Origin of the sequence: Microbacterium sp. ACRRU, assembly GCF_022346945.1 — a bacterium.
GTDB lineage: Bacteria > Actinomycetota > Actinomycetes > Actinomycetales > Microbacteriaceae > Microbacterium > Microbacterium mcarthurae.
On the sequence record NZ_JAKRNI010000037.1, the window covers coordinates 1 to 22,944 of the forward strand.

The following is a 22,944-nucleotide window of genomic DNA, read 5'->3' on the forward strand; positions in this document are numbered from 1 at the left end:
AGAGACAGCCCACCGACCCCGTCAGCCCCCTCAGCGTCTACGGACAAACCAAAGCCGCCGGCGACGCCATCGTCTCCACCGTCCCCCACCACTACATCCTCCGCACCAGCTGGGTCATCGGAGACGGCAACAACTTCGTCCGCACCATGGCCACCCTCGCCCAACGCGGCATCAACCCCCGCGTCGTCAACGACCAAACCGGACGCCTCACCTTCACCACCGACATCGCCGCCACCATCCACACCCTGCTGGAAACCGGCGCCCCCCACGGCATCTACAACATCACCAGCCAAGGCGAACCCCGCACCTGGTACGACATCGCCCGCGACGTCTACCAGCTCACCGGACACGACCCCGACCGCATCACCGGCGTCACCACCGACGACTACTACGCCGACACCACCGGCCCCATCGCCCCCCGCCCCCACAACAGCGTCCTCGACCTCGACGCGACGGCTTCGTCCGGCGCTCCGCTCGGGAGAGAAGACGATCGGTTGCGCGCCTACCTCGAGCAAGCGTGAACCGCCCTCGACGATCTGTGTCCAGCGGCGGGTGGTACCGCGTCGTGGGGTGGTTCTGGTCACACAGCGCCGTTCGGTATCTCGTCGTCGGTGGCGGCGCGTTTCTTGTCGACGTCGGTCTCCTCGCTCTCCTTCACGACGTCTTCGGTGTGCCCCTCGTCGCGGCCACTCCGACTGCTTTTCTGTTGAGCTTCGCCGTGACATTCCTGCTGCAGCGAACCTTCACATTCGGCACGGAGGCAGGCCTCGCGACCAGTGCCGCCAAGTACACCGCCTTGGTCGCCTTCAACACCGTCGCGACGACCGGCATCGTGGCAGCCGGTTCCGCACTCGGGCTGCCGTGGATCGTCGGCAAGGTCGTCGCTGTGGTGTCCACGACCGTCTGGAACTATTTCGCCTACCGCTTCTGGATCTTCGCAAGGAGAAGTCGTCCCGGGCGGTGACGGCGTTCTCAGCAAGGTCAGGGCTTGTCGGGCCCTTCGACCCCCGTGGTGGCTCGCCGACCTTCCAATGCCTCGATGCGGCGGGTGAGCGCCTCGACATCGGCACGGTTGATCGCCGAGTCCTCGGCGAGTCGACGAATCTCTTCTTCCGCGCGTGACAGCTCCCACGACAAGTGCAGCGCGACGCCCACGAGCAGCACGATCGACAACGCGAAGATGAGATTCGCCGGCACCTCCACACCGAGGAGGTGGGTGAGCTGCACGAGGAGCCCGGGGAAGATCGATATGACCAGCAGGGCGAGGCCGATCAGCAGCCATAGTGTCGCGTACTTTTCGCGAAGCTGCCGTCGCAGGAGCATGACGACGATGATCACCAGGACGAGCACAGCGAAACCCAAGCCTGCGAAGACGATCATGCGCGCACCCCCGTTTTCGCCGCGGCACCGCGCAGCATCGCCAGGGACAGCGCAAACACCGAGCGCAACAGGTAAACGGATGCGCCGAGGGGATTCTGACTCGGTCGCCCAGCATTTCTCGGACGCATGGCCACAGGCACCTGTACGACCGTGAGACCCGCGTGCACGGCGTTCACCAGCGAGTCCACGGTGTCGCCGAGATACTCCGCCGGGTAGTACAAGACATACTGATCGATCGCTCGGGCGTTCGCCGCCCGGAAACCGCTCGTCACATCGGTGAGCCGGGTTCGGGCGATTCGAGAGAGAACGGATGCCAGCATTCGCATCGCCCACCGCCGGGGACCGCGCGCCGAGTAGTCCCCGACCTCGGCGAAACGTGCGCCGATCGAGATGTCGGCGTCCCGAAGCCCGTCCAGAACTGCGGCGATGTCGCGCGGATTGTGCTGACCGTCGGCATCCACTTGGATCGCCCGGACATAGCCGTGCCGCTGTGCGTAGTGAAACCCTGCGCGCATCGCACCGCCCACCCCCAGGTTGAAGGGCAGAGAAAGGACGGTCGCCCCCGCCTCACGCGCCTGGTGGGCGGTGTCATCCTCGGAGCCGTCGTCCACGACCAGAATGTCCCACCCCTCGGGCTGCTCCCGTATCTCCCGAACCGTCGGGCCTACGCTCTCGCCTTCGTTCCACGCGGGAACGATGACCAGAGTGCTCGACCGTGCCGCAGACATCGGCATCATCGTATCAGCGGGTCCGCGTCGCATTCGGGTCTGTGCGGTAACCGCTGAGCGGCGGCTTATAGGATCGCACAGGCCTCCCGCGCGTCCGTGCCGAGGACACGGGGCCAGAGAGACCACTGCACATGCCTTTCTCCCTCCCCCGTTTCCCTCGCGGACGCACCGCGCACATCATCACGGTGTTCGCTGCCGTCCTTGCGATACTTCTGTCCGGCGCCGTGTTCCTGCCGATCGCCTCGGGCGCCGACGAGGCTGCACACTACGTCTACGCCGCGGCGGTCGTCCGCGGGCAGGCGGGGCTCCTGGAGCCGACGCTTCCAGCTCGGCTGGCGAACACGCACCAGTTCGCGACGTGCATCGCCTTCCAACCCGACGTCACGGCGGCGTGCCAGGGGCCGTTGCGCATCGCCTCCACGGCCGAGACCCTGTCGCAGACGAACGCGGGACTCTACAACCCGGTGTTCTACGCGTGGACGGGGTTGGGAAGCCTCATCGTCCCGACCGAGTACGGGCTGTACCTCGCGCGAGCTCTGGCTGCGGTCGTGACAGCGCTCTTCCTGGCGTGGGGACTGTCCTTCCTGTGGCGCACCGCGCGGTCGCCGCTGGCACTGCTCGCCGCCTCGCTCTTCCTCACGCCCATGACGCTGTACGTGGGCATGGTGCTCAACCCCAGCGCCTGGGAGATCGCGACGTTGTTCGCGGCAACGGTGGCGGGATTCGCGGTCGCCTGCGCACCACGCACCACCGGTTGGCGAGAGGAGCACGCTCTTCTCCTCGCCGCATCCTGCGTCCTTGTCGTGACCCGCGGCCTTTCCCCGTTGTTCCTTGCGGTCACCGCTGTCGCCCTACTCCTCGTGGCCGGGCCACACCGCGTGCGCGCTCTCCTGATCGATCGACGCGTGTGGGTAATCGCGGGCGGAATCGGCGCGGTGACCGCCTTCAGCGTCGGCTGGGTACTCGTACACGGCACCAACTATGTCGGGGTGGAGAAACCGGCCACGCTTCGCGACGGAATCAACGGCATCGCGGTCTTCTACTCGAACTACCACGAACAGGTGACCCAGATGTACGGCAACCTCGGCTGGCTCGACCTGCGCAGTCCCAACATCCTCTCCACAGCCTGGGTCCTGCTGCTGGGCGGCGTGCTCGTATTGTGTTTCGGTCTCGCATCGCGGCGGGCGCGATGGGCGATTCTCCTCGCCTTCGCGTCCGCCACGCTCATTCCGGGCGTGCTCGCCGGCCTGCAGTGGTCGGGATACGGCTGGCAGGGGCGCTACACGATGCCGCTCGTCGCGGCGCTCCTGGTCATCGCCGCCCTCGTGGTCGACGCCGGCCCCGAAGCGAACAACCCGGACGCCTCGGTGAGGCGCGTCGTCGGGATGCTGCGGTGGTTGCTCCCCGCCTACTTCGTCACGGGGGCCACGATTACGGCGGTGCGGGCCGCGCACAGGTACCTCGTCGGGGAAACAGCCGGATTCTTCGCATCCTGGCAGTGGTCGCCGCCGCTGGCGGTTCCCATTCTCGGGATCGTGTTCTTTGCGGGACTCCTCCTGCTCACGGCGACGCTGACCGGTCCGCGTTCGAGCAACGAGGGTGCGCGACTCATGGCCGCTCCGAGCCGACACTGACAGGAAGGGACGGCGGCGCGGTGCGCCGCCGTCCCTTCTCCCCTCGGCTCAGGGAACGACGATTCCGCGGCATCCCAGCGGTACCGACAAGCCACCGGTGTTGTCGCTGACGCTCGCGCAGACGTTGTAGGACCCCTTGGCCATCGGGATGCGTTGTTCGAACCCGTGGTTCGGACCGGCAAGGGGGAACGCTGCCGCGACGTCGGAACGGGGAGAGCCGGCTCGCACCGTGTAGGAGGTCCCGTCGACGGCCACGCGGACGTCGACGGCACCGACGACATCCGGGTCGAAAGCCCACCCGCGAACCGTCAGAGCGCCGGGAGACGCGGTCACATCGTCGAGCCTCCCGATGGGTGCGCCCGCCACGCCGGTGACCTCCCGGCATCCGATCGTCGGGTTCGGGCCCGACGTGTTGATCGCGTAGACGCACAGTCGCGACGGACCCACCGGGATGCGCACCGAGCCTTCGAACCCGTGAGAGGAGCCGTACAGGGGGTAGGCCGCGCCGACATCCGGCCGCCAGGTGTCGGCGGTGAGAGCGATGCCCGCCCCGTCCACGTACACGTGAACCGGGATGGGCCGGGCCGTGTCCGGGTCGATGGCCCAGCCTCGAATTGCCGCCGAGGTTCCAGAAACGGTGACCCCGTCGAGGCTCCCGATGGGCGCCCTGCCTTCGTCGCGGGTCCCCACCCCACGGCAGCCCAGGTCGGTGTCCGGGCCCGACGTGTTGACCGCGGACACGCAGATGCGGGACGGGCCGACGGGAATGTCGACGGTACGGGAGAATCCGTGTGCCGCCCCGTACAAGGGATAGAAGTACTCGACATCGGGGCGTTGAGTTTGCGCTGTCACTTTCGTGCTCACGTCATCGACCGAGATGCGCACGCCGATGGGGCGGATCGTGTCCGGATCGATCGCCCATCCGACCACGGTGGCCGTGCGACCGCTCACGTCGGCCGACTCGAAGTTGCCGATGGGTGCACGCCCCTGGTCACCGCCCGTGACGGTGCGGCATCCCAACGTCGTGTTCTCACCCGACGTATTGATGGCGTACGCGCAGACGGTGCTCTGCCCAGCCGGGAGGTCAACGACATCGGAGAACCCGTGGCGCTCGCCATAGGCAGGGTAGGCTCCGGCAACGTCGGGACGGGCGAGATCGGCGGTGATGGCACGGCCAGCCCCCGCGACATAGATATGGACGGGGATACGCCCTGCGGTGTCAGGATCGAGCGCCCACCCCCGCACCCTGGCTGTCAGACCGGCGACCTCGACATCGTCGACATAACCGATCGGCGCGCGCCCGAGGTCTTTCGGAGCGGGCGTCATGATGCTACGACAGCCCAGCGTCGTGTTCTCGCCGCGTCCGGTGTTGACGCCGTACAGACAGATCTGCTTCGCATCGAGCGGGACCTTCAGCGTGGCCGAGTAGCCGTGCGCGGTGCCGTGAACCGGATAGTGGGCAGCCAGGTCGGGGCGGTCACGGTCGGCGAGCAGCGCAGTGCTCACGCCGTCGACATACGCGTGCACCGGGATGGATGACGCCGTATCAGGGTCCAGAGCCCAGCCCGACACCGTCACGGAGCCCGAAACCGCCTTGACCGAGTCGATCGCGCCGACAGGCGAACCGGTGTAGAACGGAACGTCGCGACATCCCATCGACGTGTCTTGACCGCTGCCCGTGTTGAGGGCCGTCAGACAGACCTGCCCGCTTCCCCCCTGGGTCACGGGGATGCGGGCATCGAACCCGTGCCGACTGCCGCTGGCGGGGTACGGACCCAATAGATCAGGCCTGTCGACGTCGGCTGTCACGGTCGTCGCGACCCCGCCGATGTCCACACGCACCCGGATGGGGTCAACCGTGTCGGGATCGATCGTCCACCCCCGCACCTGCACGCCGCCCGGGTACGCATCGACCGCGTCGATGGCACCGATGGGTCGGCCTGCTGCCCGGGTCGAACCGAACCAGTCCGTGTATAGACGCCAGAAGTTGCGGTTGCCGTAGGCCGAGCAGGAGTCACCGGTGCCGTACAGGTTGCGGAGAGCCGCCGCGTTGGGAACGTACGGCGTGTAGATGTACAGCCCCGCCGTCGCCTGGTTCTCGATGTAGACGCGCTGCGTGCCGCAGCTGGTCGTCGGGTTGTAGAGGATGTTGTTCCAGCGCCCGGACTGATAGCCCCACCAGGTGGGGTTGAGGCGGTAGATCTCGAACTGCCGGGCCGCGTAGTAGACCTGGTAGAAGAAGCCCTGGGTCTGGGGGTCGCACGGAGCCGTATCGGGACACCCCTGACCGGTCGCCGCCGAATAGCTCCACGCGGACGGCGCCGTCGACGTGACGAGCGACTGCTCCTTCTCGAGGAGCACCAGAAGCGCCTTCTGGCTGATGCCGCACGAGCGGGCGACCTTGTCGATGATCGTCGACGCGCTCTCGTTGGCGGCTCCGGAATAGCCGTTGCAGTACTTGTCGGCGGGCCGGTTGTCGGTGTTCTGGCGGTAGTCCTTCAGACAGGTGTACCCGCTCCGGCACTGCTTGACCCGCTGTTCCATGAACGCCTGGATCGCGGGGGATCCCATCACCGCCCCGTCGTAGAAAAGGGCGTCGTCGATGATGTTCCCGGGGTTCCAGTCCGCGGCGTTGGCGGCGGAAGCGGATGCCACCGGCGCCACGGTCGCAGGCAGGGCGACCGGGACCGCGACGAGCAGCGCCACCGCGCAGACCCACGCCGCGAGGACGGCGACGGCCGCGCGAGGCCGCGACTGCGCGGTCACGGGGCCGGCTCGACCGTGGACACGGCCGACTCGGCGCGCGTCGACGGCGAGTCGTAGCGCACGCGGAACTGCACATCGGACATGGCGCCGTCGACGGGCATCGACATGACCCCGCAGTAGGTGACGTCGTTGCCCTCGGCGCCCGTCACCGAGACCGTGCGGTCGGTACCGACGAGTTCGAGCACGCAGGTGCCGTCACCCTCCGACACCGCCGGCACCATCGCCGTCACCTGGAGCTGTCCGTCCAGCACTTCGGAGGTGACGATGAGGACATCGCCCGTGAACGCCGTGACCGTCGGACTCGGAGCCACCGTCGCATCGGGGGATTCCGTCGGCGTCGGCGTCGGTGAGAGTGAGACGGAGGCCGACGCGCTCGGGCCGGCCGTCGAGGCGGCCCCTCCGACCGGCGTGGCGCACCCGACCAGCATTAGCAGCGGCACCGCCGCCACCGGAAGAAGCCACAGCGGCATCCTCCTCGTCGAGAGTGGGCGCGGGGCGGCGTTCAGGGGGCTCACGCGATCATTGTGCGGGGCGGCGAGCCGGATCGTCGACTGCCACGCCGCGAGCTATCAGCCGCGGTCTGCGCGTCGGCGCAGCCGGCGGAGCCTCGACCACACCGGCTGGTGGGCATCGATCTCCCGTCGGACGTCCTCGCGGATCTCGTCGCGCAGGCGTCCGGCGAGTTCGTCGATGCGCTCGTCGAACCGCGCGAGGACCTGCTCCTGGAGGGCTGCGATGTACAGCGGAAGCCCCTCGCCCTCTCGCCTCGTCCATTCCGCGAGCGCCCGATCCCGCACGACCGCGTCATCGTGGAGGTGTGCTTCCGCCAGGGCGAACATGCTGTTCGCGGCGACGCCGGTGGCATCCGGTCGTTGCGTCCAGAAAGCCAGCGGTTCCCCCGCCAGGAATCCGAAGCCGCCGTGGGCGAGCACCCGCAGGTAGAAGTCCCAGTCCTCGACGGCGTCGAGCGACTCGTCGTACCAACCGACCTCGTCGTGCACGGCGGAGCGGTAGAGGACGGAGATCGGGACCGCCCGGTTGACGCTCATCATCTCCGTAAGCGAGATGCGCTGCATACCCGCCCAGAACGGGGCACGACCCACTTCCAGCCAGTGTCCGTCGCGTTGCTCCTCATAGACGATCTCGGTCGTCACCGAGACTGCGAAATCAGCGGGGTGGGTGTCGAACCAGGCGAGGGTGCGCGCGAGGAATTCCGGATGCCAACGGTCGTCATCATCGTGCAGCACGACGAATTCCGTTCCCGCGGCGCGCACCCCCGTGTTGGCGGCGACACAGCGGCCCCCTTCGCCCGGCACGAGGTGCACGACTTCGGCGTCGACATCCGCAGCGGCGACGACGTGATCGACTTCGCCGGGGTCACCCCCGTCATTGACCACCACGACGTGTCGATCCGCGAACGTCTGGGCGGCGATGTCATCCAGGGCGCGTCGAAGAAAATCGGGACGCCGGCGTGTACGGACGACGATTCCGACGCGCGCGGTCATGGCTTCGAGCATAGGGGCGCGCTCACAGCTCCGCGTGCAGCGCCCACACCCGGTCGGCGCACGACTGCCACGCGAAGCCCTTGGCCCGGTCGCCGGCGAGCACGCGCAACCGCTCGGCGTCTTCCCCGAGGGCGCGGGCCACCGCTCCCCCGAGTTCGTCGGCCTCGGCATAAACGGCGGCGTCGGCGAGAACTTCCCGGTGCACCGCCGTGTTGACGGCGACGATCGGCACACCGACGGCGAGGGCGTCGACGGCGCGCCACGGCCAGTCCGTTCGAGTGCTGGGGGCGATGAAGACGGCGCCGTGCGAGAGCACGGCGGCACGGTCCCACTGGTCGAGCGACCCGCGCGCGTGGACGCGGGCTTCGGAGATGCCTGCCGCCGACGCGATGTCCGCGACGGCGGGCTCCTCCCCTTCGGGAACGTCGATGACCACGACGTCGCCGGTCCACCCCGCCGCGGCGACGCCGGCGAACGCCGCGGGAAGCCCGTCCGAGGCGGCCGCACCCCCGGCGATGCTTAGGAACGACGTCGGCAGATCGAGGGCGCGCAGCCGCCCGACGGCATCCGACGGCGCGCGGAACCCGGTCACGGGCGCCCCGCCGATCACCCGGACCTTGGAGACCAGCTTCGCCTTGGCCACCTCGGCCAACCGCTGCGCCATCGCGTGCGTGGGGACCACGACGGCATCCGCGTGCTTGCCGACGCGCGACAGCAGAGCCCGCTGGGCGAGCACCTCGGCCTTGGGAAGCTCGTCGGGCGTCTCCCACGCGCGCAGGTCCCACAGCGTGACGACGATCTGATGCGTTTCGTTGACGCGATCGTGGCGCACGAGGGGCGCGAGGGGCGTCGGCGAGTGGATGAGGCCGCGCCCGATCCCGGGGGCGACACCGAGCTGCCAGGATGCCGCGAGCTCGCGGCGGCGCATCGACAACCGCGTCTCGCCCGACAGTCCGCTGATCCCGGAGTCGTCGGGAAGCCCCGGCGAGGGCACGATCGCGGCGACGTCGCAGCCGCGCGGTGCGGTGTCCACGAGCGCTTGCGCGAGCGAGGACGAGGCCTCGGCAAGGTCACGGGACGTGGGCGTGACGAGCTGGTCGAGGACGACACGAAGTGTGACGGTCACGGAGCAGGTTCCTCCGTCTCGGTGGGCGGGTGCAGTGTGTCACGCACCATCTGCTGGACCTGGGCGTAGTCGGGGTCGAACTCGTCGATGCCGCCCTCCGGAGTCAGCTCCAGGGTGCTCACGGGCTGATCCTTCGCCTTGAGCGCGAGGTCGACGAGCGTGGGGGCGATGAGGCCCTGCGGGAGGTCGGTCTTCACGATGGCCGTGCCGGCGGCGGCGACCTCCTGGAAGCGCGTGAGCACGGTCTGCGGGGTGGCTTGAGCGAGGATCGCCTCCTGCAGCTGCCGCTGACGGCGCATGCGGTCGAAATCGCTCGTGGTGTACCGCGAACGGGCGTACCACTGCGCGGTGTCGCCGTCCATGTGCTGAGGGCCGGCCTCGATCCAGCCGAACGCCCAGTCGTCGACCGGTTGACCGTCGTAGGCGGGGCCGCCCTTCGGCAGTCGCTCGTCGACGGTGATGTCGACACCGCCGAGCGCGTCCACCACGTCGGCGAAACCCTTCATGTCGATGAGCACGTAGTACGGGATCTGGATGCCGAGGATGCCCTCCGCGGCATCCTTCGTCGCCTCGATACCCGGCTCGGAGCCGTTCGACTCCGCGTCGGGGTAGAGGGCGTTGCCGTCCTGGCAGATCTCCACCTCGGTCCGGAGCTGGTTGATGCCGCTGCCCCACCCGCACGTGGCGTTGGCGTATCCGGTGTGCCCGTCGGGGTACTGGTCCTGCAGGGGGCCGGGAGCGAACGGGAAGTGCGGCATGTCGCGCGGGATGCCGGTGATCGTCACGGCACCGGAGGTGGCGTTGACCGAGACCACCGAGATCGAGTCGAAGCGCATCGAGTCTCGCCCTTCGCCGGAGTCGGCGCCCAGGAGCAGGATGTTGTAGTAGCCGTCCGACGGGGGGACCACCGGCGCGGACTCCGCGAAGATCGACGCGAAGGCGTCTCTGGTCGTGCCCGCCGCCTGCGCGGCCCAGGCGGCCCCCGAACCCGAGACCACCAGCAGCGCGATCGAGACGAACGCGATCGCGAAGCGGGCGAGAGGACCCGTGCGCACGAGCCGCACCAGCCGCAGCGTGTCGATCGTGAGGACGATCCAGAGCACGGCGTAGCCCACGATCACGATCTGCACGATCGTCAGCGGCAGCCACCGGAACCACGACAGGAAGTCGGGGATGAACGACCCCGTGGCCAGGGCGAACAATCCGCTCGGCCAGAGGAGCGCGCCCAGCCCGGCCAGAAGGAGCGCCGTCCACAGGAACAGGGTGGCGCCGAGGCCGAATCGGCCGAGTCGGCGATTGCCGGCGAGCACCTGAGCGGACCCCGGAACGAGGAAGTTCAACAGTACGAGCCACCAGCCGCGACGGGTCATGACCTGGCGGGAGGAGACATCCGGGTTGCGCAGGGGCCGCGACTCGACGAGAGGCTGGCGCGTGCGCGGACGCGGGGGTGCCGTCACGCTCACAGGGAGTCCTTCAACCGGCGGTTCTTCTCCTCCACCTGCGCCTGGAGATCAGCGGCGTACGCTTCCACGCGATCGCCGAGGGCGGTGTCGGTCGCCCCCAGGAGGCGAGCGGCCAACAGTCCGGCGTTCTTGGCGCCGTTGATCGACACGGTCGCCACGGGGATGCCGGCCGGCATCTGGACGATGCTCAGCAGCGAGTCCAGCCCGTCGAGGGTCGACAGCTGCACGGGGACTCCGATGACCGGCAGGGCGGTGACGGAGGCCAGCATTCCGGGAAGGTGGGCCGCGCCTCCCGCGCCGGCGATGATCGCGCGCAGTCCGCGGGCACGGGCGTCGCGCCCGTAGCGGATGAGCTTGTCGGGCGTGCGGTGGGCCGACACGACCTCGACCTCGTGCGGGATGCCGAACTCGGTCAACGCCTGCGATGCGTCGCTCATCACGCGCCAGTCGGAGTCGGAGCCCATGACGACGCCGACCACGGGCGTCTCGGAGGAATGCAGCGGCCGGGTCACCGGTCCAGGCTAGAGCGGTCCGCTGGAAGATCCCGGAGCGGCACGCTCAGGCGAAGAAGGCCGCCGCCGCGCGGCCCTCGTACACGACGTCGTCGAGGTCGTCCCCCGAGACGTTGACGTGCCCCACCTTGCGGCCCGGACGCGGGTCCTTGCCGTACGTGTGGATCTTCGCCGTCGGGTGCGCCGCCATCGCGGGGGCGAAACGCTCGGTCAGACCGCCTTCGGCCGGTCCCCCCAGGATGTTGATCATGACGCTCCACGGGGCGATGGCATCCGTGGAACCGAGGGGCAGGTCGAGCACCGCGCGAAGGTGCTGCTCGAACTGACTGGTGACCGCGCCGTCCTGGGTCCAGTGCCCGCTGTTGTGGGGGCGCATGGCCAGCTCGTTGATGAGGATGCGCTCATCCGAGGTCTCGAACAGCTCCACCGCGAGCATGCCGGTGACACCGAGTCCCTCGGCGACCGCCACTCCGATCTGAGCGGCCGCGCGCTCGAGCCGCTCCCCCGCGCGGGGGGCCGGCGCGATCACTTCGGCGCAGACACCGTCACGCTGGGTCGTGGCCACGAGCGGGTACGCACGCACCTCGCCGGAGGGGCGGCGAGCGACCTGCTGGGCGAGCTCGCGCGTGAAGTCGACGAGCTCCTCGACCAGCAGCGCCCCGCCGCCGGCGTCCTCGGCGAGCGCCGTGAACCAATCGTCGGCCTCGGTCGCGGCCGACACCACCCGCACGCCTTTGCCGTCGTAGCCGCCGCGCGGGGTCTTCACGACGGCACGGCCGCCGTGCGCGTCGAGGAACTCCTGCAGGGCCGCCTGGTCCGACACCGCTGCCCAGTCGGGCTGCGGCATCCCGAGCTCGGCCATCCGCGCACGCATGACGAGCTTGTCCTGTGCGACGGCGAGCGGCGCAGGGCCCGGGTGCACCGCGACACCGGCGTCGACGAGGGCGGACAGCACGTCCTGGGGCACGTGCTCGTGGTCGAAGGTGAGGACGTCGACATCCCGGGCGAATCGGAGCACGGTGTCGGCGTCGCGATAATCTCCCACGGCCGTGGCCGCGAGCGCCGCCGACATGCCCTCGGTCTCGGCGAGGACGCGGATCTCGATCCCGAGTTCCTCGGCGGGCGCGATCATCATCCGCGCCAGCTGTCCGCCACCGACCACTCCGACTCGCAGCGCCATGCCGCTCCTTCCGTCCCGTCCATTGTGGAGGACGGTTCCTCGACCCGCGACTTCGGCCGGCCCGACCCGCGGGAGGAGGGAAAGGTCAGTCGACGGGGCCGGATGCCTTCGCTTGCGAATCGCGATGGGCCAGGATCTGGTTCACTTCGACCTGATCCACGAGCGTCTCGTGCACCAGCACGGCGTGCGGCACGTTCTTCAGCCGCATCGGCGGCTCCACCCCGTTCGACAGCGTCAGGGTGCCCGCACCCCACAACCGCTGCAGGATGCCACGACGCATCTGGATCGCATACCCGCGCACGTGCGAGATGTCGCGGCTGCTCGACCCGAAGAGGCCCGATCGCTCGATGACGCGCCGCGTCGTGATGGTCCAGGTCCGCGAGAGCCATGACAGGTAGGGCACCAGGACGAGCAGCACGACGGCGGCGCCCGCAGCGGTCAATAGCATCCAGTTCTCGAAGGGCGCGGGAAGGTTGTCGTAGAAGAACGTCGTGGCGCCTGCCACCGCGATGAGCACCAGCGCCGACCAGAACAACCGTCGCGCGTGGCCGCGGAGCCGTGCGATGCGCCGTTCGGGCGCCGCGGAACCCGGTGCCGGCGTGCGCGGGCGGCCTCCGTAGCTGGTGGGCTGAGTCACGATCTCATTCTGCGGGGCGCAAGGCCCCACCGCCTCCCGCACACGCGGGCGGCGAGCGGGTCAGCGTACGTGCACGACGTCGCCGGCGGAGACGACGGTCTGGATCGTCCCGGATACGACGACCAGCCGCCCCTCGGCATCGAGTCGTTCGGCGCGGCCCTGAAGGGTCGTGCCGTCGGGCATCGCCACCGACACCTCACGCCCGACGGTGGCACACTGCTTCTCGATGTCGCGATGCACCCGCTCCGCCTCGCCGTCCGACAGGGCGGTGAGGAGCCCCGCGAACGCCTCCAGGTAGTCCGCCAGGAGACGATCATCGTCGACGTCGACGCCGATCGCCGCGAACGACGTCGCCGAAGCCACCGGCAGGTCGGCGCGGGTCATGCGCGTGTTGACCCCCGCCCCGACGACGACCGTGTCGAGCGAGCCGGGCACGGCCTCGGCCAGGATGCCGCAGATCTTCCCCCCGTCGACGAGCACGTCGTTCGGCCACTTCAGCTCGGCCGTCGATCCGTGGCCGCGCAGGCGGGCATTCACCGCGCCGGTCATGGCGGCGCCCGCCGCGAGAGGGATCCACCCGCGCATCGAGACGGGTATGCGGCCGGCGTCGACGACGACCGACACGGCGAGCGCGGTACCCGCGGGAGCGACCCAGGTGCGGTCGAGACGCCCCCGACCCGCGCGCTGATCGTCGGTGACGAGCAGGGACAGGTGAGGCCACCCGGCCGGGTCGGCGACGACCGCCGCGACGACGTCGGCGTTGGTGGATTCAGTGGTCTCGACGAGCTGAACCCGCGGGCTGATCGCGGCGGTGAGCGGGTATCCGGCAGAGGGGATCGGCATGCCCACACCCTAAGCAACGGCGGGTTCTTCGGCATCCGCTTGCCTTTTGCGCGACACGCGTTCCGCCGCCGGGGTGGATGGATGCCACAGCGTCACGCCGTCGCACTTGTGGGCACCCTCCAACATCGGCGGGGAACCGGTCGCTAGGGTGGAAAGCGTGACCGACCAGCCTGATCTCTCCACGACCGCCGGCAAGATCGCCGACCTGCGCACGAGGTTCCAGGAGGCGGTCGTCGACGCCGAAGCCGCCGCGCAGACGAAGCAGCACGCGAAGGGCAAGCTCACCGCCCGCGAGCGCATCGAGATGCTGGTCGACCCGGGCTCGTTCGTCGAGCTCGACGAATACGTCCGCCACCGCACCTCCGCGTTCGGCATGGACAAGGCACGGCCCTACGGCGACTCCGTCGTCACGGGCACCGGCACGATCCACGGGCGTACCGTCGCCGTCTACGCCCAGGACTTCTCCACCTTCGGCGGTTCGCTCGGCGAGGTCGCCGGCGACAAGATCATCAAGGTCATGGAACTCGCGCTGCGCAGCGGCATCCCGATCATCGGCATGCTCGATTCCGGCGGCGCCCGCATCCAGGAGGGTGTGGTCGCGCTCGGCAAGTACGGCGAGATCTTCCGCCTCAACACCGCCGCCTCGGGTGTCATCCCGCAGATCTCGATCATCATGGGACCCGCCGCCGGCGGTGCCGTCTACTCCCCCGCCCTCACCGACTTCGTCATCATGGTCGACAAGACCAGCCAGATGTTCGTGACCGGGCCCGACGTCATCAAGACCGTCACGGGTGAAGACGTCGGAATGGAAGAGCTCGGCGGCGCGCACACGCACAACACCCGTTCGGGTGTCGCTCACTATCTCGCCGAGGACGAGGACGACGCGCTCGACTACGCCCGCACCCTCATCGGGTTCCTGCCCGACAACAACCTCGCCGAGCTGCCGCTGTACGAGACGCCGTTCGAGTTCGAGACGACGGATGCCGATCGCGCGCTGAACAGCGTGATCCCGGACTCGCCGAACCAGCCCTACGACATCCACACCGTCATCGACGGCATCGTGGACGGCGCCGAGTTCCTCGAGGTGCAGCCGCTGTTCGCGCCGAACATCGTGATCGGTTTCGGTCGGATCGAAGGACGCACCGTCGGCATCATCGCCAATCAGCCCTCGCAGATGGCCGGGACGCTGAACATCGACGCCGGCGAGAAGGCCAGCCGCTTCGTGCGATTCTGCGACGCCTTCTCGGTGCCCATCGTGACCCTCGTCGACGTGCCCGGATACCTCCCCGGCACCGACCAGGAGTGGACGGGAGTCATCCGTCGCGGCGCGAAACTGCTGTACGCCTACGCCGAGGCGACCGTGCCGCTGGTCACGGTCATCCTGCGCAAGGCCTACGGCGGTGCGTACATCGTCATGGGCTCCAAGCAGCTCGGCGCCGACATCAACCTCGCCTGGCCGACCGCCGAGATCGCCGTCATGGGAGGCCAGGGCGCGGTCAACATCCTCTACCGCGGCGAGATCAAGCGCGCCGAGGAGGCGGGCGAGGACGTCGCGGCCGTGCGCACCCGGCTGGCGAACGAGTACACCTACAACGTCGCGTCACCTTTCCTCGCGGCCGAGCGGGGCGAACTCGACGGCATCATCGAGCCCGCACAGACCCGCGTCTCGATCGCCAAGGCGCTCCGCGCCCTCCGCAACAAGCGGGCGAGCCTCCCCGCCAAGAAGCACGGGAACATCCCGCTGTGAGCGACGCCCCCTCCCCCGAGGACTCGCCGGAGACCGTCGCGCGCGTGGTCCGCGGCACCCCGACCCCCGAGGAACTCGCCGCGGCCATCGTGGTCGTCGGTGAGGCGTACGCGCGTGAGACGGCGGATGCCACAGCCCCGGAGACCACACCCCGGTCGCGGTGGGAGCTGTCGGCGCGCAGTCTGCGGGCCCCGCTGAACCGCGACGCCGGCTGGTACGGATTCACGGGCTGAACTGTCCCCCGAAATACCTACAGACGACGAGCGCTCCCTCGCCAATACTGGAGGAGCTGGAACGCATCACGCGTTCGGTCGGTCCGCTCCTTTGAGCCGGTTCCGGCCACGCGAACGGTTTTCGGGTAGCCGTTCGCATGGGTGAGGGGCAGGCATCGCCGCCCCTCACCCCTCATTTTTCGCACTCTTCCCCGGATGCAGATACCCGAGAAGGCCCCCGGCGGCGTCGCGCCCCGGGGGCCTGGGTGTGTCACCGCCCGGGCGTATCGCTGAGCGCACCACCCGCGGAGGGCGTCGGCTCGGCCCTCCGGCGCCGGTCAGCTCGACCGACGGATCTCGCGCCACAGATCGACGTCGTCCTCGTCGGCACCCGCTCCGGCCGTGCCCGTCCGACCGACAACGGTCACGGCCACCTCGTCGTGGGGCGACGTACGGATGATGAGGCGCTCGGAGGTCGCCTCTCGCAGGATGCCGGCCAGCTCGGCGCGGATGGCATGGAGGGCCGTCGCGGGGACTCCCTCGAGGCCGCCCTCGTCGAAGAGCATCACGATCGTGCCGCGCCGTCGTGCCGCGTCAATCTCGGCCCGGACTCCGTCGTCGAGGAGACGGGGACTGCGCAGTTCGTCTCGCAGGCTCTGCTCGGCCAGACGGGCCGCCTGCTTCTCACTCGGCCGAAGGTTGCCGCCCGTCTCGATCGTGCGACCGAGCACGGGCCCGGCCACGTGCAGGGCGCGCTGCACGTGCAGGCGCCGCTCGCGCTGTCGGCCGCTCTGCGACGCCTGCCACGCCGACGCCGCCTGCTGGAGCTCCGACAGCTGCTCGGCGTCGCGAGCCACTCGATCCAGCGCGAAGGTGATCAGCTGAGCAGCGGCGACCCACACAAGGGAGCCGACGAGTCCCAGGGAGAGGGCCGTCAGAGGACCGAGCCAGACCGACGCCGACAGCACGAGCACACCCGTGCCGATCCACGCCACGATGGGGCGACGGCGAACCATCACGATGGTCATGAGCGCGCCGACACCGCCGATCACCCAGGTGACGAACGGCTGATCGCGGCCGACCGCGTCCACCGCGGCGAAGGCGGCGTTGGGCACGACGACCGCCGCCAACAGCGCGAGCGCCACCGCCCACCGGGGCGGAGCGATCCCCCTGTCGACGACGGATCCGTCCGGGCCCGCAACGCGACGCCGAGTGGGAAGCAGGATCCACAGCCAGGCGATGGGCAGGTAGATCACGAGGGCGGCGATGAGGAGCCATCCCCGCTCGACGGTCTCGGGGAGCGTCCATAGGAGGCTCCGAGCCGAGAGATATGCCGTGAAGGCCAGCGCGATGCCGGAGAGGATGGAGCGGACGGTCACCAGCGGTCCCCGCTCTCCCACTCGAGGGTCACCGTGGTGCCGGCCGGCGAGGAGTCCACCATCGACCGACCGCCGACGGCGGTGACGCGCGCGATGATCGAGCCGCGGATCCCGAGCCGGTCCGCCGGAATCGCGTTGACGTCGAATCCGCGACCAGCATCACGCACGCGGATGAGCACGCCGCCCGGCTCGGCCGACCCGGTGACTTCGACCGAGAGCGCTCGCGCCTCGGCGTGCTGCACGGCGTTCGCGACAGCCTGCATCGCGGCCAGCACGAGGGCTCGGGCGACCCGACCCGGCACTCGGGGCGTCCCCTCCTGCACCCTCCGCGTGACGGTCAGCTCCGCGCCGAGGTCGCGCGCCGACGCCTCGATGTCATCGGCGAGGGCCATGGCATCCATGGGTTCGTCGCTTCCCTCGAGCGCGTCCTTCTCGGCATTGGCGAGCCGGGTGAGTGCTTCGCGCGCCATGCTCACCGCGAGAGTCCGCTCGCGGGGCGTCGCCGCGCGCTCGGCGGCCAACAGAGCACCGAGCACACTGTCGTGCATGAGGGCCGCCACCGCGACACGCTCGTGCTCGGTCGCGGCGGTGGCCGCGGCTGCGGCGTAACTGGCGACCGCGCGGGCCCGCGTCTCGTCGACGTTCGCCGCGATGGACCGGTACATCCAGGTCAGGGTCACCAGCACACTGCCGAGCAGGAGGGCGAACGACACGTCGAGCGCCACGGGCAGCAGGAACTCCGGCCGTCCGCCCGCCTGGAGGAGCCGGACGACGCCGAACAGCAGGGGGGCGGCGACCGTCCACGCCACCTGCAACGGAAGGGGGAAGGCGACGACCGTCGCCACGGTTGCGACGTTGATCAGGTAGAAGATCCACGGGTTCTCGGTCGGCGAGGGCGCCTGCCCTCCGCTCGTCGCCACGGGCCACAGAGCAAGCGCGACCATGAACAGCACGGCGAACAGACCAGAGAAGACCCGCGCGAAGCGGTTGACGGCGCACGCCACCACCATCGCCACCAACGGGACGAACACGCCCACCACCAGCGGCAGGTGCCAGCCCGGCGCCTCGTCGCTCGGCCCGAAGGCGGCGATGAAGGCCTGAACCCCCAGGACCAGACAGGCGGGACCGACCAGCAGCGTGATGACGCGCTCGATCCGCTTCTGCGTGAACGACCCGGGGTCGTCGCTGGTCTCGCGGGTGTGAGGGATACGCCCCCACGCCTCGTCGAGAACGGAGCGAGCGACGTCAGGCATCGCGGGGGGTCTCGGGCGTCTCGTGGAGGATGCCGTCCTCCATCGCGCGCCGCAGGAGATCGACCTTCGTCGGGGCAGGACGCCCGACTTCGACGTACTTCACGCGCACGCGGGTGATGTTCTCTTTGGCGGTCGAGTAAGCCACGCCCAGGCGCTCCGCCACGGCCTTCAACGGCAACCCGGCGGCATAGAGCCGGAGTACTTCACGCTCCCGCGCGGACAGCTGCGCGTCGGCGAACGCACGATCGCCCTCCACCGCACTGGCCCACTCGACGTTGTCCAGCAGCTCCCCCCGCGCGACGGTGTCGATCGCGGCGAGCACCTCATGGGTGGGAGAGGACTTGCTCACGATGCCCGCCGCGCCCGCGGCGAGCGCCTCGCGCACGGCGGCGGGGCGGTCGGCGACGCTGTGGATGATGACGCTCGATCCGTCGCGTACGACACGGTCAACGTTCTCGGACACGGTCGTTCCGTCGCCGAGCGTGAGATCGAGCACCACGACGTCGGCGGGGGCCTCGCCCGCGCTGCGGCGCCAGTCGAGATAGGCGGCGACGTTCGCGCCCGAAGAGACGACATGAAACGACTCGGTCTGGGCCAACGCCGCCTCGAGACCGAGTCGGACCGATTCGTGGTCATCGATGAGAGCGACGCGCGTCATTCCCTCATCGTAACGGCGCGACCTCGTCCGGATACGGTGTCCACACCCCCGGTCGGCGGGTCATCGACGCAAGGCGACGACCGCTTCGACGTGGTGCGAGTTCGGGAAGAGATCGAGACCGTGGACGCCGCCGTCGACGCGGTACCCGTGGTCGGCGAACGTGGCGAGGTCGCGCGCGAGCGCGACGGGGTCGCACGCGACGTAGACCACCGCGCGCGGTCCGATCGCCGCGATGCCCTCGACGACGTCTCTCCCCGCGCCCGCCCGGGGCGGGTCGAGCACGACGATGCCGCGCGTCAAGCGCTCTCGTTCGCGCGCCGAAGCGTCTGCCGCGAGGCGTCCGATGTAGCGGTCCACGCGTGCGGTCTCAGCGCGCGCCCCCACCCACTCGGCCAGGTTCTCGCCCGCGTGCTCGGTCGCTCGGGCGTCGCTCTCGACGCTGACGACGCGGGTGGACGCGCCGCCGAGATCGGCCAGCGTCGCGGCGAACAACCCCACCCCGCCGTAGAGATCGAGGTGCAGGGCCTCGGGGTCCAATTCACCCGCCGTGGCCTCCACGCGCGCGGCGACAGCCTCCGTCAACGCGACCGGAGCCAACCGGTGCACCTGCCAGAAACCGGTCGCGTCGACGCGGAAAACACGGTCGCCGACGCGCTCTTCGACGACCTCGACCGTCCCGCTCGTTCGGGCACCATCCGGGCGCGGAAGGACGCGGACGCGCCCGTCGGCGGGTTGGACGAGGTCGACGCGGCCGGGAGCCGCGCTCCGGAGCTCTGCGGCGACACGGGCGATGGCATCGGTGGCCAGCGGCAGGTCGGGCGTCTCGATGACACGGTGCGAGCGCGGGGCGAAAGGCCCGACGCGGCCGGCTTCGTCGACGTGCAGGCTCACCCGCGTACGCCAACCGGTGCCGCCGGCGGTCTCGTCCGCACCCGCGGAGCGCACCTCGACCGGAAGCTCCAGGCGACCGACACGCTCGAGGGACTCGCGGATGACGCGCTCTTTCACCGCCCGCTGATGGTCGAGAGCGATGTGCCCGAACTCCGCACCCCCCGCGCGCTCCTCGGGCGCTCGATCGATCGACGCCGCGGCCCACACGTGCGGGCGGCGCTCGGGTGCGGCATCCAACACCTCGACGGCCTCGGCCCGCCAGAACGCCTTCTTGCGCGTGTCGGTGAGGCGGACGCGCACGCGTTCCCCGGGAAGGGTGTCGGGCACGAAGACCACACGACCCTCGTGCCGCCCCACGAAGATGCCGCCGTGGGCGACTCCGGTGATGTCGAGATCGATGAGGTCGCCGTTGTGCATCCTCCGAGCCTGTCACACGTGCGCCCGCGGGGGCCGGCGTCGTCTGTAGCGTGGACGCATGCGCGTGTGTCTGGCATCCACCTCCCCCGCTCGCCTGATGCTTCTGCGGCAGGCCGGTATCGAGCCGGAGGCGCGCGCGCCGCAGGTCGACGAAGAGGCGGTGATCGCCGAGACCGAAGCCGCCGAGGGGCGGACCCTTCCCGCCACGGAGCACGTTCTGCTGCTCGCACGCCGCAAGGCGGCCGACGTCGCGCGGCGCCTGCACGAGGAGGACCCCGCTTTCGACGGTTTCGTCATCGGCGGCGACTCCATGTTCGCGCTCGGCGACGAGATCCTCGGCAAGCCCTACACCCCCGAGGCGGCGACCGTGCGGTGGCACAGCATGCGCGGACAGACCGGCGTGCTGCACTCCGGGCACAGCGTCTTCCGTCTGAGCCCGGGCCAGGAGCCCCGGGAGGCGTTCGACGTGGCCGAGGCCGCGGTGAGCTTCGCCGCCGACGTGGACGACGACGAGATCGCGGCCTACGTCGGCAGCGGCGAACCGCTGCACGTCGCCGGAGCCTTCACGGTCGACAGCCTCGGCGGCGCCTTCATCGAGCGGGTGGAGGGGGACCCCTCGACCGTGGTCGGAATGTCGCTGTCGACGGTGCGTCGTCTGGTCCGCGAGCTCGGCGGTTCTTGGCCGTCTCTCTGGAACCGTTAGTAGACTCCCCCACACGTTTTCCGGCGTTTCTTGTGGAGGAGGGTCAAAAGGGGGGCACCGCCCCTCGCTAGGCTGGGAGGATGCCGAAGATCGCCAAGGTTCTCGTCGCCAACCGCGGCGAAATCGCCGTCCGTGTCATCCGCGCCGCACGCGATTCGGGCAAGGCCTCCGTCGCCGTCTACGCCGACCAGGACCGGGACGCCCTGCACACCCGCCTCGCCGATGAGGCCTACGCGCTCGACGGCGCGACCAGCGCCGACACCTACCTCTCCATCGACAAGATCCTGTCCGTCGCTCGCCGTTCCGGGGCGGATGCCGTTCACCCCGGGTACGGCTTCCTCGCCGAGAACGCCGACTTCGCCCGCGCCGTCATCGACGCGGGGCTCGTCTGGATCGGTCCCTCGCCGGAAGCGATCGAAGCGCTCGGCGACAAGGTGACCGCCCGCCACGTCGCCGAGAAGGTCGGCGCCCCTCTTGCCCCCGGCACCCCCGGCCCCGTCTCCGGAGCCGACGAGGTGATCGCCTTCGCCGAGGAGGTGGGCCTCCCCATCGCCATCAAGGCCGCGTACGGCGGGGGCGGACGAGGACTCAAGGTCGCCCGCGAGCTCGACGAGGTCGCCGAGATGTTCGAGTCCGCCACGCGCGAGGCCGTCGCCGCTTTCGGTCGTGGCGAGTGCTTCGTCGAGAAGTACCTCGACAAGCCGCGTCACGTCGAGACCCAGTGCCTCGCGGATGCCGCCGGCAACGTCGTGGTCGTCTCCACACGCGACTGCTCGCTGCAGCGCCGTCACCAGAAGCTCGTCGAAGAGGCGCCCGCCCCCTTCCTCAGCGACGAGCAGAACGCCGTGCTGTACTCGGCATCCAAGGCTATCCTTCGCGAGGTCGGCTATGTCGGCGCGGGGACGTGCGAGTTCCTCATCGGCGCCGACGGCACGATCTCGTTCCTCGAGGTCAACACCCGCCTTCAGGTGGAGCACCCCGTCTCCGAGGAGGTCACCGGGCTCGACCTCGTGCGCGAGCAGTTCCGCATCGCGGAGGGCGAGGAGCTCGGCTACGACGACCCCGCACCCTCGGGCCACTCGATCGAGTTCCGCATCAACGGCGAGGACCCGGGACGCAACTTCCTCCCCCAGCCCGGCCCCATCCACGTGTTCAAGACCTTCGGCGGCCCCGGGCTGCGCTTGGACTCGGGCGTGACCGCGGGCGACAGCGTCTCGGGCGCGTTCGACTCGCTGCTGGCCAAGATCATCGTGACCGGTCGCGATCGCGCCGAGGCGCTCGAACGCGCGCGTCGCGCCCTCGACGAGTTCGAGGTCGCGGGGCTCCCGACGGTGCTCCCCTTCCACCGCAAGGTGGTCCGTGACCCCGCCTTCACGGCCGAGGACGGCCGATTCGGCGTCTACACCCGGTGGATCGAGACGGAGTTCGTCAACGACATCCCCGCGTGGGATGGCGAGCTCGAGGCACCCGGCGAAGCACCCGGCCGACACACCGTCGTCGTGGAGGTGGGCGGCAAGCGTCTCGAGGTGAGCCTTCCCGACCGCATCGCCTCTCCCGCGGCGAAGCCCGGCCGTCCGATCGCCGCTCCCCCGTCGCGCCGTTCGCATGCCGCCTCGCCGACCGCCGGCGCCACCGGCGACGCGGTGAAGTCGCCGATGCAGGCGACCGTGGTCAAGGTCGCCGTCGAAGAGGGGCAGCAGGTTGTCAAGGGCGACCTCGTCGTCGTGCTCGAGGCCATGAAGATGGAGCAGCCCATCCAGGCCCACAAGGACGGGACCATCGCCGGTATCGACGCGAACCCCGGCACCACCGTGTCGGCGGGCCACCAGCTGCTGCTCATCAGCTGAGGCATCCGCTCTGCTCCGGCGCCGCATCCCCCCGGGGGTGCGGCGCCGTCGTTCGTGTGGGCG

22 protein-coding genes are annotated in these 22,944 nt (G+C 69.8%); 7 read left to right on the top strand and 15 right to left on the bottom strand.

Going from position 1 to position 22,944, the window contains the following annotated elements:
- Together MHY30_RS13325 and MHY30_RS13330 are read left to right on the top strand one after the other, a co-directional pair.
- Positions 1 to 521 (top strand): sugar nucleotide-binding protein (locus MHY30_RS13325; RefSeq protein WP_239277433.1); only part of this gene is annotated, 521 nt, incomplete at its 5' end.
- Positions 522 to 538: 17 nt separating this feature from the next.
- Entirely contained in the window at positions 539 to 964 is a 426-nt protein-coding gene (locus tag MHY30_RS13330) for a GtrA family protein (RefSeq protein ID WP_239277435.1), read from the top strand.
- 17 nt (positions 965 to 981) lie between these two features.
- On the opposite strand, the gene MHY30_RS13335 is transcribed toward MHY30_RS13330, so the two are convergent.
- The gene (locus tag MHY30_RS13335) at positions 982 to 1,380 is read right to left on the bottom strand and encodes a DUF2304 domain-containing protein (RefSeq protein ID WP_239277437.1); all 399 of its coding nucleotides are present in this window, start codon (positions 1,378 to 1,380) and stop codon (positions 982 to 984) included.
- Positions 1,377 to 2,114 (bottom strand): glycosyltransferase family 2 protein, encoded by a 738-nt coding sequence (locus tag MHY30_RS13340; protein ID WP_239277490.1) that lies wholly within the window; start codon positions 2,112 to 2,114, stop codon positions 1,377 to 1,379. Before MHY30_RS13340 ends, MHY30_RS13335 begins: the two co-directional genes overlap by 4 nt.
- A gap of 125 nt (positions 2,115 to 2,239) precedes the next feature.
- Here MHY30_RS13340 and MHY30_RS13345 point away from each other — a divergent pair, with 125 nt between their 5' ends.
- On the top strand, positions 2,240 to 3,742 hold the full coding sequence (locus MHY30_RS13345; RefSeq protein ID WP_239277445.1) for a DUF2142 domain-containing protein: 1,503 nt from the start codon (positions 2,240 to 2,242) through the stop codon (positions 3,740 to 3,742).
- A 48-nt stretch (positions 3,743 to 3,790) separates the two neighbouring features.
- On the opposite strand, the gene MHY30_RS13350 is transcribed toward MHY30_RS13345, so the two are convergent.
- The 9 genes from MHY30_RS13350 to MHY30_RS13390 all read right to left on the bottom strand — a co-directional run bounded on the left by MHY30_RS13350 (position 3,791) and on the right by MHY30_RS13390 (position 13,774).
- Positions 3,791 to 6,508 carry a hypothetical protein gene (locus MHY30_RS13350; protein ID WP_239277447.1) on the bottom strand — a complete coding sequence of 906 codons (2,718 nt, stop codon included), beginning with the start codon at positions 6,506 to 6,508 and terminating at the stop codon, positions 3,791 to 3,793.
- The gene (locus MHY30_RS13355; protein ID WP_239277449.1) at positions 6,505 to 7,023 is read right to left on the bottom strand and encodes a hypothetical protein; all 519 of its coding nucleotides are present in this window, start codon (positions 7,021 to 7,023) and stop codon (positions 6,505 to 6,507) included. Before MHY30_RS13355 ends, MHY30_RS13350 begins: the two co-directional genes overlap by 4 nt.
- Before the next feature lie 54 nt (positions 7,024 to 7,077).
- Positions 7,078 to 8,013, bottom strand: coding sequence for a glycosyltransferase family 2 protein (locus MHY30_RS13360; RefSeq protein WP_239277451.1), 936 nt, complete (start codon positions 8,011 to 8,013; stop codon positions 7,078 to 7,080).
- 22 nt (positions 8,014 to 8,035) lie between these two features.
- The gene (locus MHY30_RS13365; RefSeq protein WP_239277455.1) at positions 8,036 to 9,139 is read right to left on the bottom strand and encodes a glycosyltransferase; all 1,104 of its coding nucleotides are present in this window, start codon (positions 9,137 to 9,139) and stop codon (positions 8,036 to 8,038) included.
- Entirely contained in the window at positions 9,136 to 10,602 is a 1,467-nt protein-coding gene (locus MHY30_RS13370; protein ID WP_239277457.1) for an LCP family protein, read from the bottom strand. Before MHY30_RS13370 ends, MHY30_RS13365 begins: the two co-directional genes overlap by 4 nt.
- On the bottom strand, positions 10,599 to 11,066 hold the full coding sequence (purE, locus tag MHY30_RS13375) for a 5-(carboxyamino)imidazole ribonucleotide mutase (RefSeq protein ID WP_239277494.1): 468 nt from the start codon (positions 11,064 to 11,066) through the stop codon (positions 10,599 to 10,601). The genes MHY30_RS13370 and purE overlap by 4 nt, the downstream gene beginning before the upstream one ends.
- 94 nt (positions 11,067 to 11,160) lie before the next feature.
- Complete coding sequence (locus tag MHY30_RS13380) at positions 11,161 to 12,294, bottom strand: 5-(carboxyamino)imidazole ribonucleotide synthase (protein WP_239277461.1); 1,134 nt, start codon at positions 12,292 to 12,294, stop codon at positions 11,161 to 11,163.
- A gap of 85 nt (positions 12,295 to 12,379) precedes the next feature.
- Entirely contained in the window at positions 12,380 to 12,931 is a 552-nt protein-coding gene (locus MHY30_RS13385; RefSeq protein ID WP_239277463.1) for a PH domain-containing protein, read from the bottom strand.
- A 60-nt stretch (positions 12,932 to 12,991) separates the two neighbouring features.
- The gene (locus MHY30_RS13390; protein WP_239277467.1) at positions 12,992 to 13,774 is read right to left on the bottom strand and encodes a biotin--[acetyl-CoA-carboxylase] ligase; all 783 of its coding nucleotides are present in this window, start codon (positions 13,772 to 13,774) and stop codon (positions 12,992 to 12,994) included.
- Between the two features lie 157 nt (positions 13,775 to 13,931).
- Here MHY30_RS13390 and MHY30_RS13395 point away from each other — a divergent pair, with 157 nt between their 5' ends.
- On the top strand, positions 13,932 to 15,521 hold the full coding sequence (locus MHY30_RS13395; protein ID WP_374204616.1) for an acyl-CoA carboxylase subunit beta: 1,590 nt from the start codon (positions 13,932 to 13,934) through the stop codon (positions 15,519 to 15,521).
- Positions 15,518 to 15,754, top strand: a complete 237-nt coding sequence (locus tag MHY30_RS13400; RefSeq protein WP_239277472.1) for an acyl-CoA carboxylase subunit epsilon — start codon at positions 15,518 to 15,520, stop codon at positions 15,752 to 15,754. Before MHY30_RS13395 ends, MHY30_RS13400 begins: the two co-directional genes overlap by 4 nt.
- Positions 15,755 to 16,071: 317 nt before the next feature.
- Here the strand turns inward: MHY30_RS13400 and MHY30_RS13405 are convergent, their stop codons facing one another.
- Genes MHY30_RS13405 through MHY30_RS13420 form a run of 4 tightly spaced genes read right to left on the bottom strand, consistent with a single transcriptional unit; the run spans position 16,072 to position 20,331 of the window.
- The gene (locus MHY30_RS13405) at positions 16,072 to 17,112 is read right to left on the bottom strand and encodes a hypothetical protein (RefSeq protein WP_239277474.1); all 1,041 of its coding nucleotides are present in this window, start codon (positions 17,110 to 17,112) and stop codon (positions 16,072 to 16,074) included.
- On the bottom strand, positions 17,109 to 18,365 hold the full coding sequence (locus tag MHY30_RS13410; RefSeq protein ID WP_239277476.1) for a sensor histidine kinase: 1,257 nt from the start codon (positions 18,363 to 18,365) through the stop codon (positions 17,109 to 17,111). Before MHY30_RS13410 ends, MHY30_RS13405 begins: the two co-directional genes overlap by 4 nt.
- Positions 18,358 to 19,023: a response regulator transcription factor gene (locus tag MHY30_RS13415; RefSeq protein WP_239277480.1), complete on the bottom strand. Its 666-nt coding sequence runs from the start codon at positions 19,021 to 19,023 to the stop codon at positions 18,358 to 18,360. The genes MHY30_RS13410 and MHY30_RS13415 overlap by 8 nt, the downstream gene beginning before the upstream one ends.
- Positions 19,024 to 19,083: 60 nt before the next feature.
- On the bottom strand, positions 19,084 to 20,331 hold the full coding sequence (locus MHY30_RS13420; protein ID WP_239277482.1) for a class I SAM-dependent RNA methyltransferase: 1,248 nt from the start codon (positions 20,329 to 20,331) through the stop codon (positions 19,084 to 19,086).
- Between the two features lie 58 nt (positions 20,332 to 20,389).
- Between MHY30_RS13420 and MHY30_RS13425 the strand changes: the two genes are divergently transcribed.
- Positions 20,390 to 21,034 carry a nucleoside triphosphate pyrophosphatase gene (locus MHY30_RS13425; protein WP_239277486.1) on the top strand — a complete coding sequence of 215 codons (645 nt, stop codon included), beginning with the start codon at positions 20,390 to 20,392 and terminating at the stop codon, positions 21,032 to 21,034.
- 80 nt (positions 21,035 to 21,114) lie between these two features.
- The gene (locus MHY30_RS13430; protein WP_239277488.1) at positions 21,115 to 22,881 is read left to right on the top strand and encodes a biotin carboxylase N-terminal domain-containing protein; all 1,767 of its coding nucleotides are present in this window, start codon (positions 21,115 to 21,117) and stop codon (positions 22,879 to 22,881) included.
- The last annotated feature ends 63 nt before the right edge of the window (positions 22,882 to 22,944 follow it).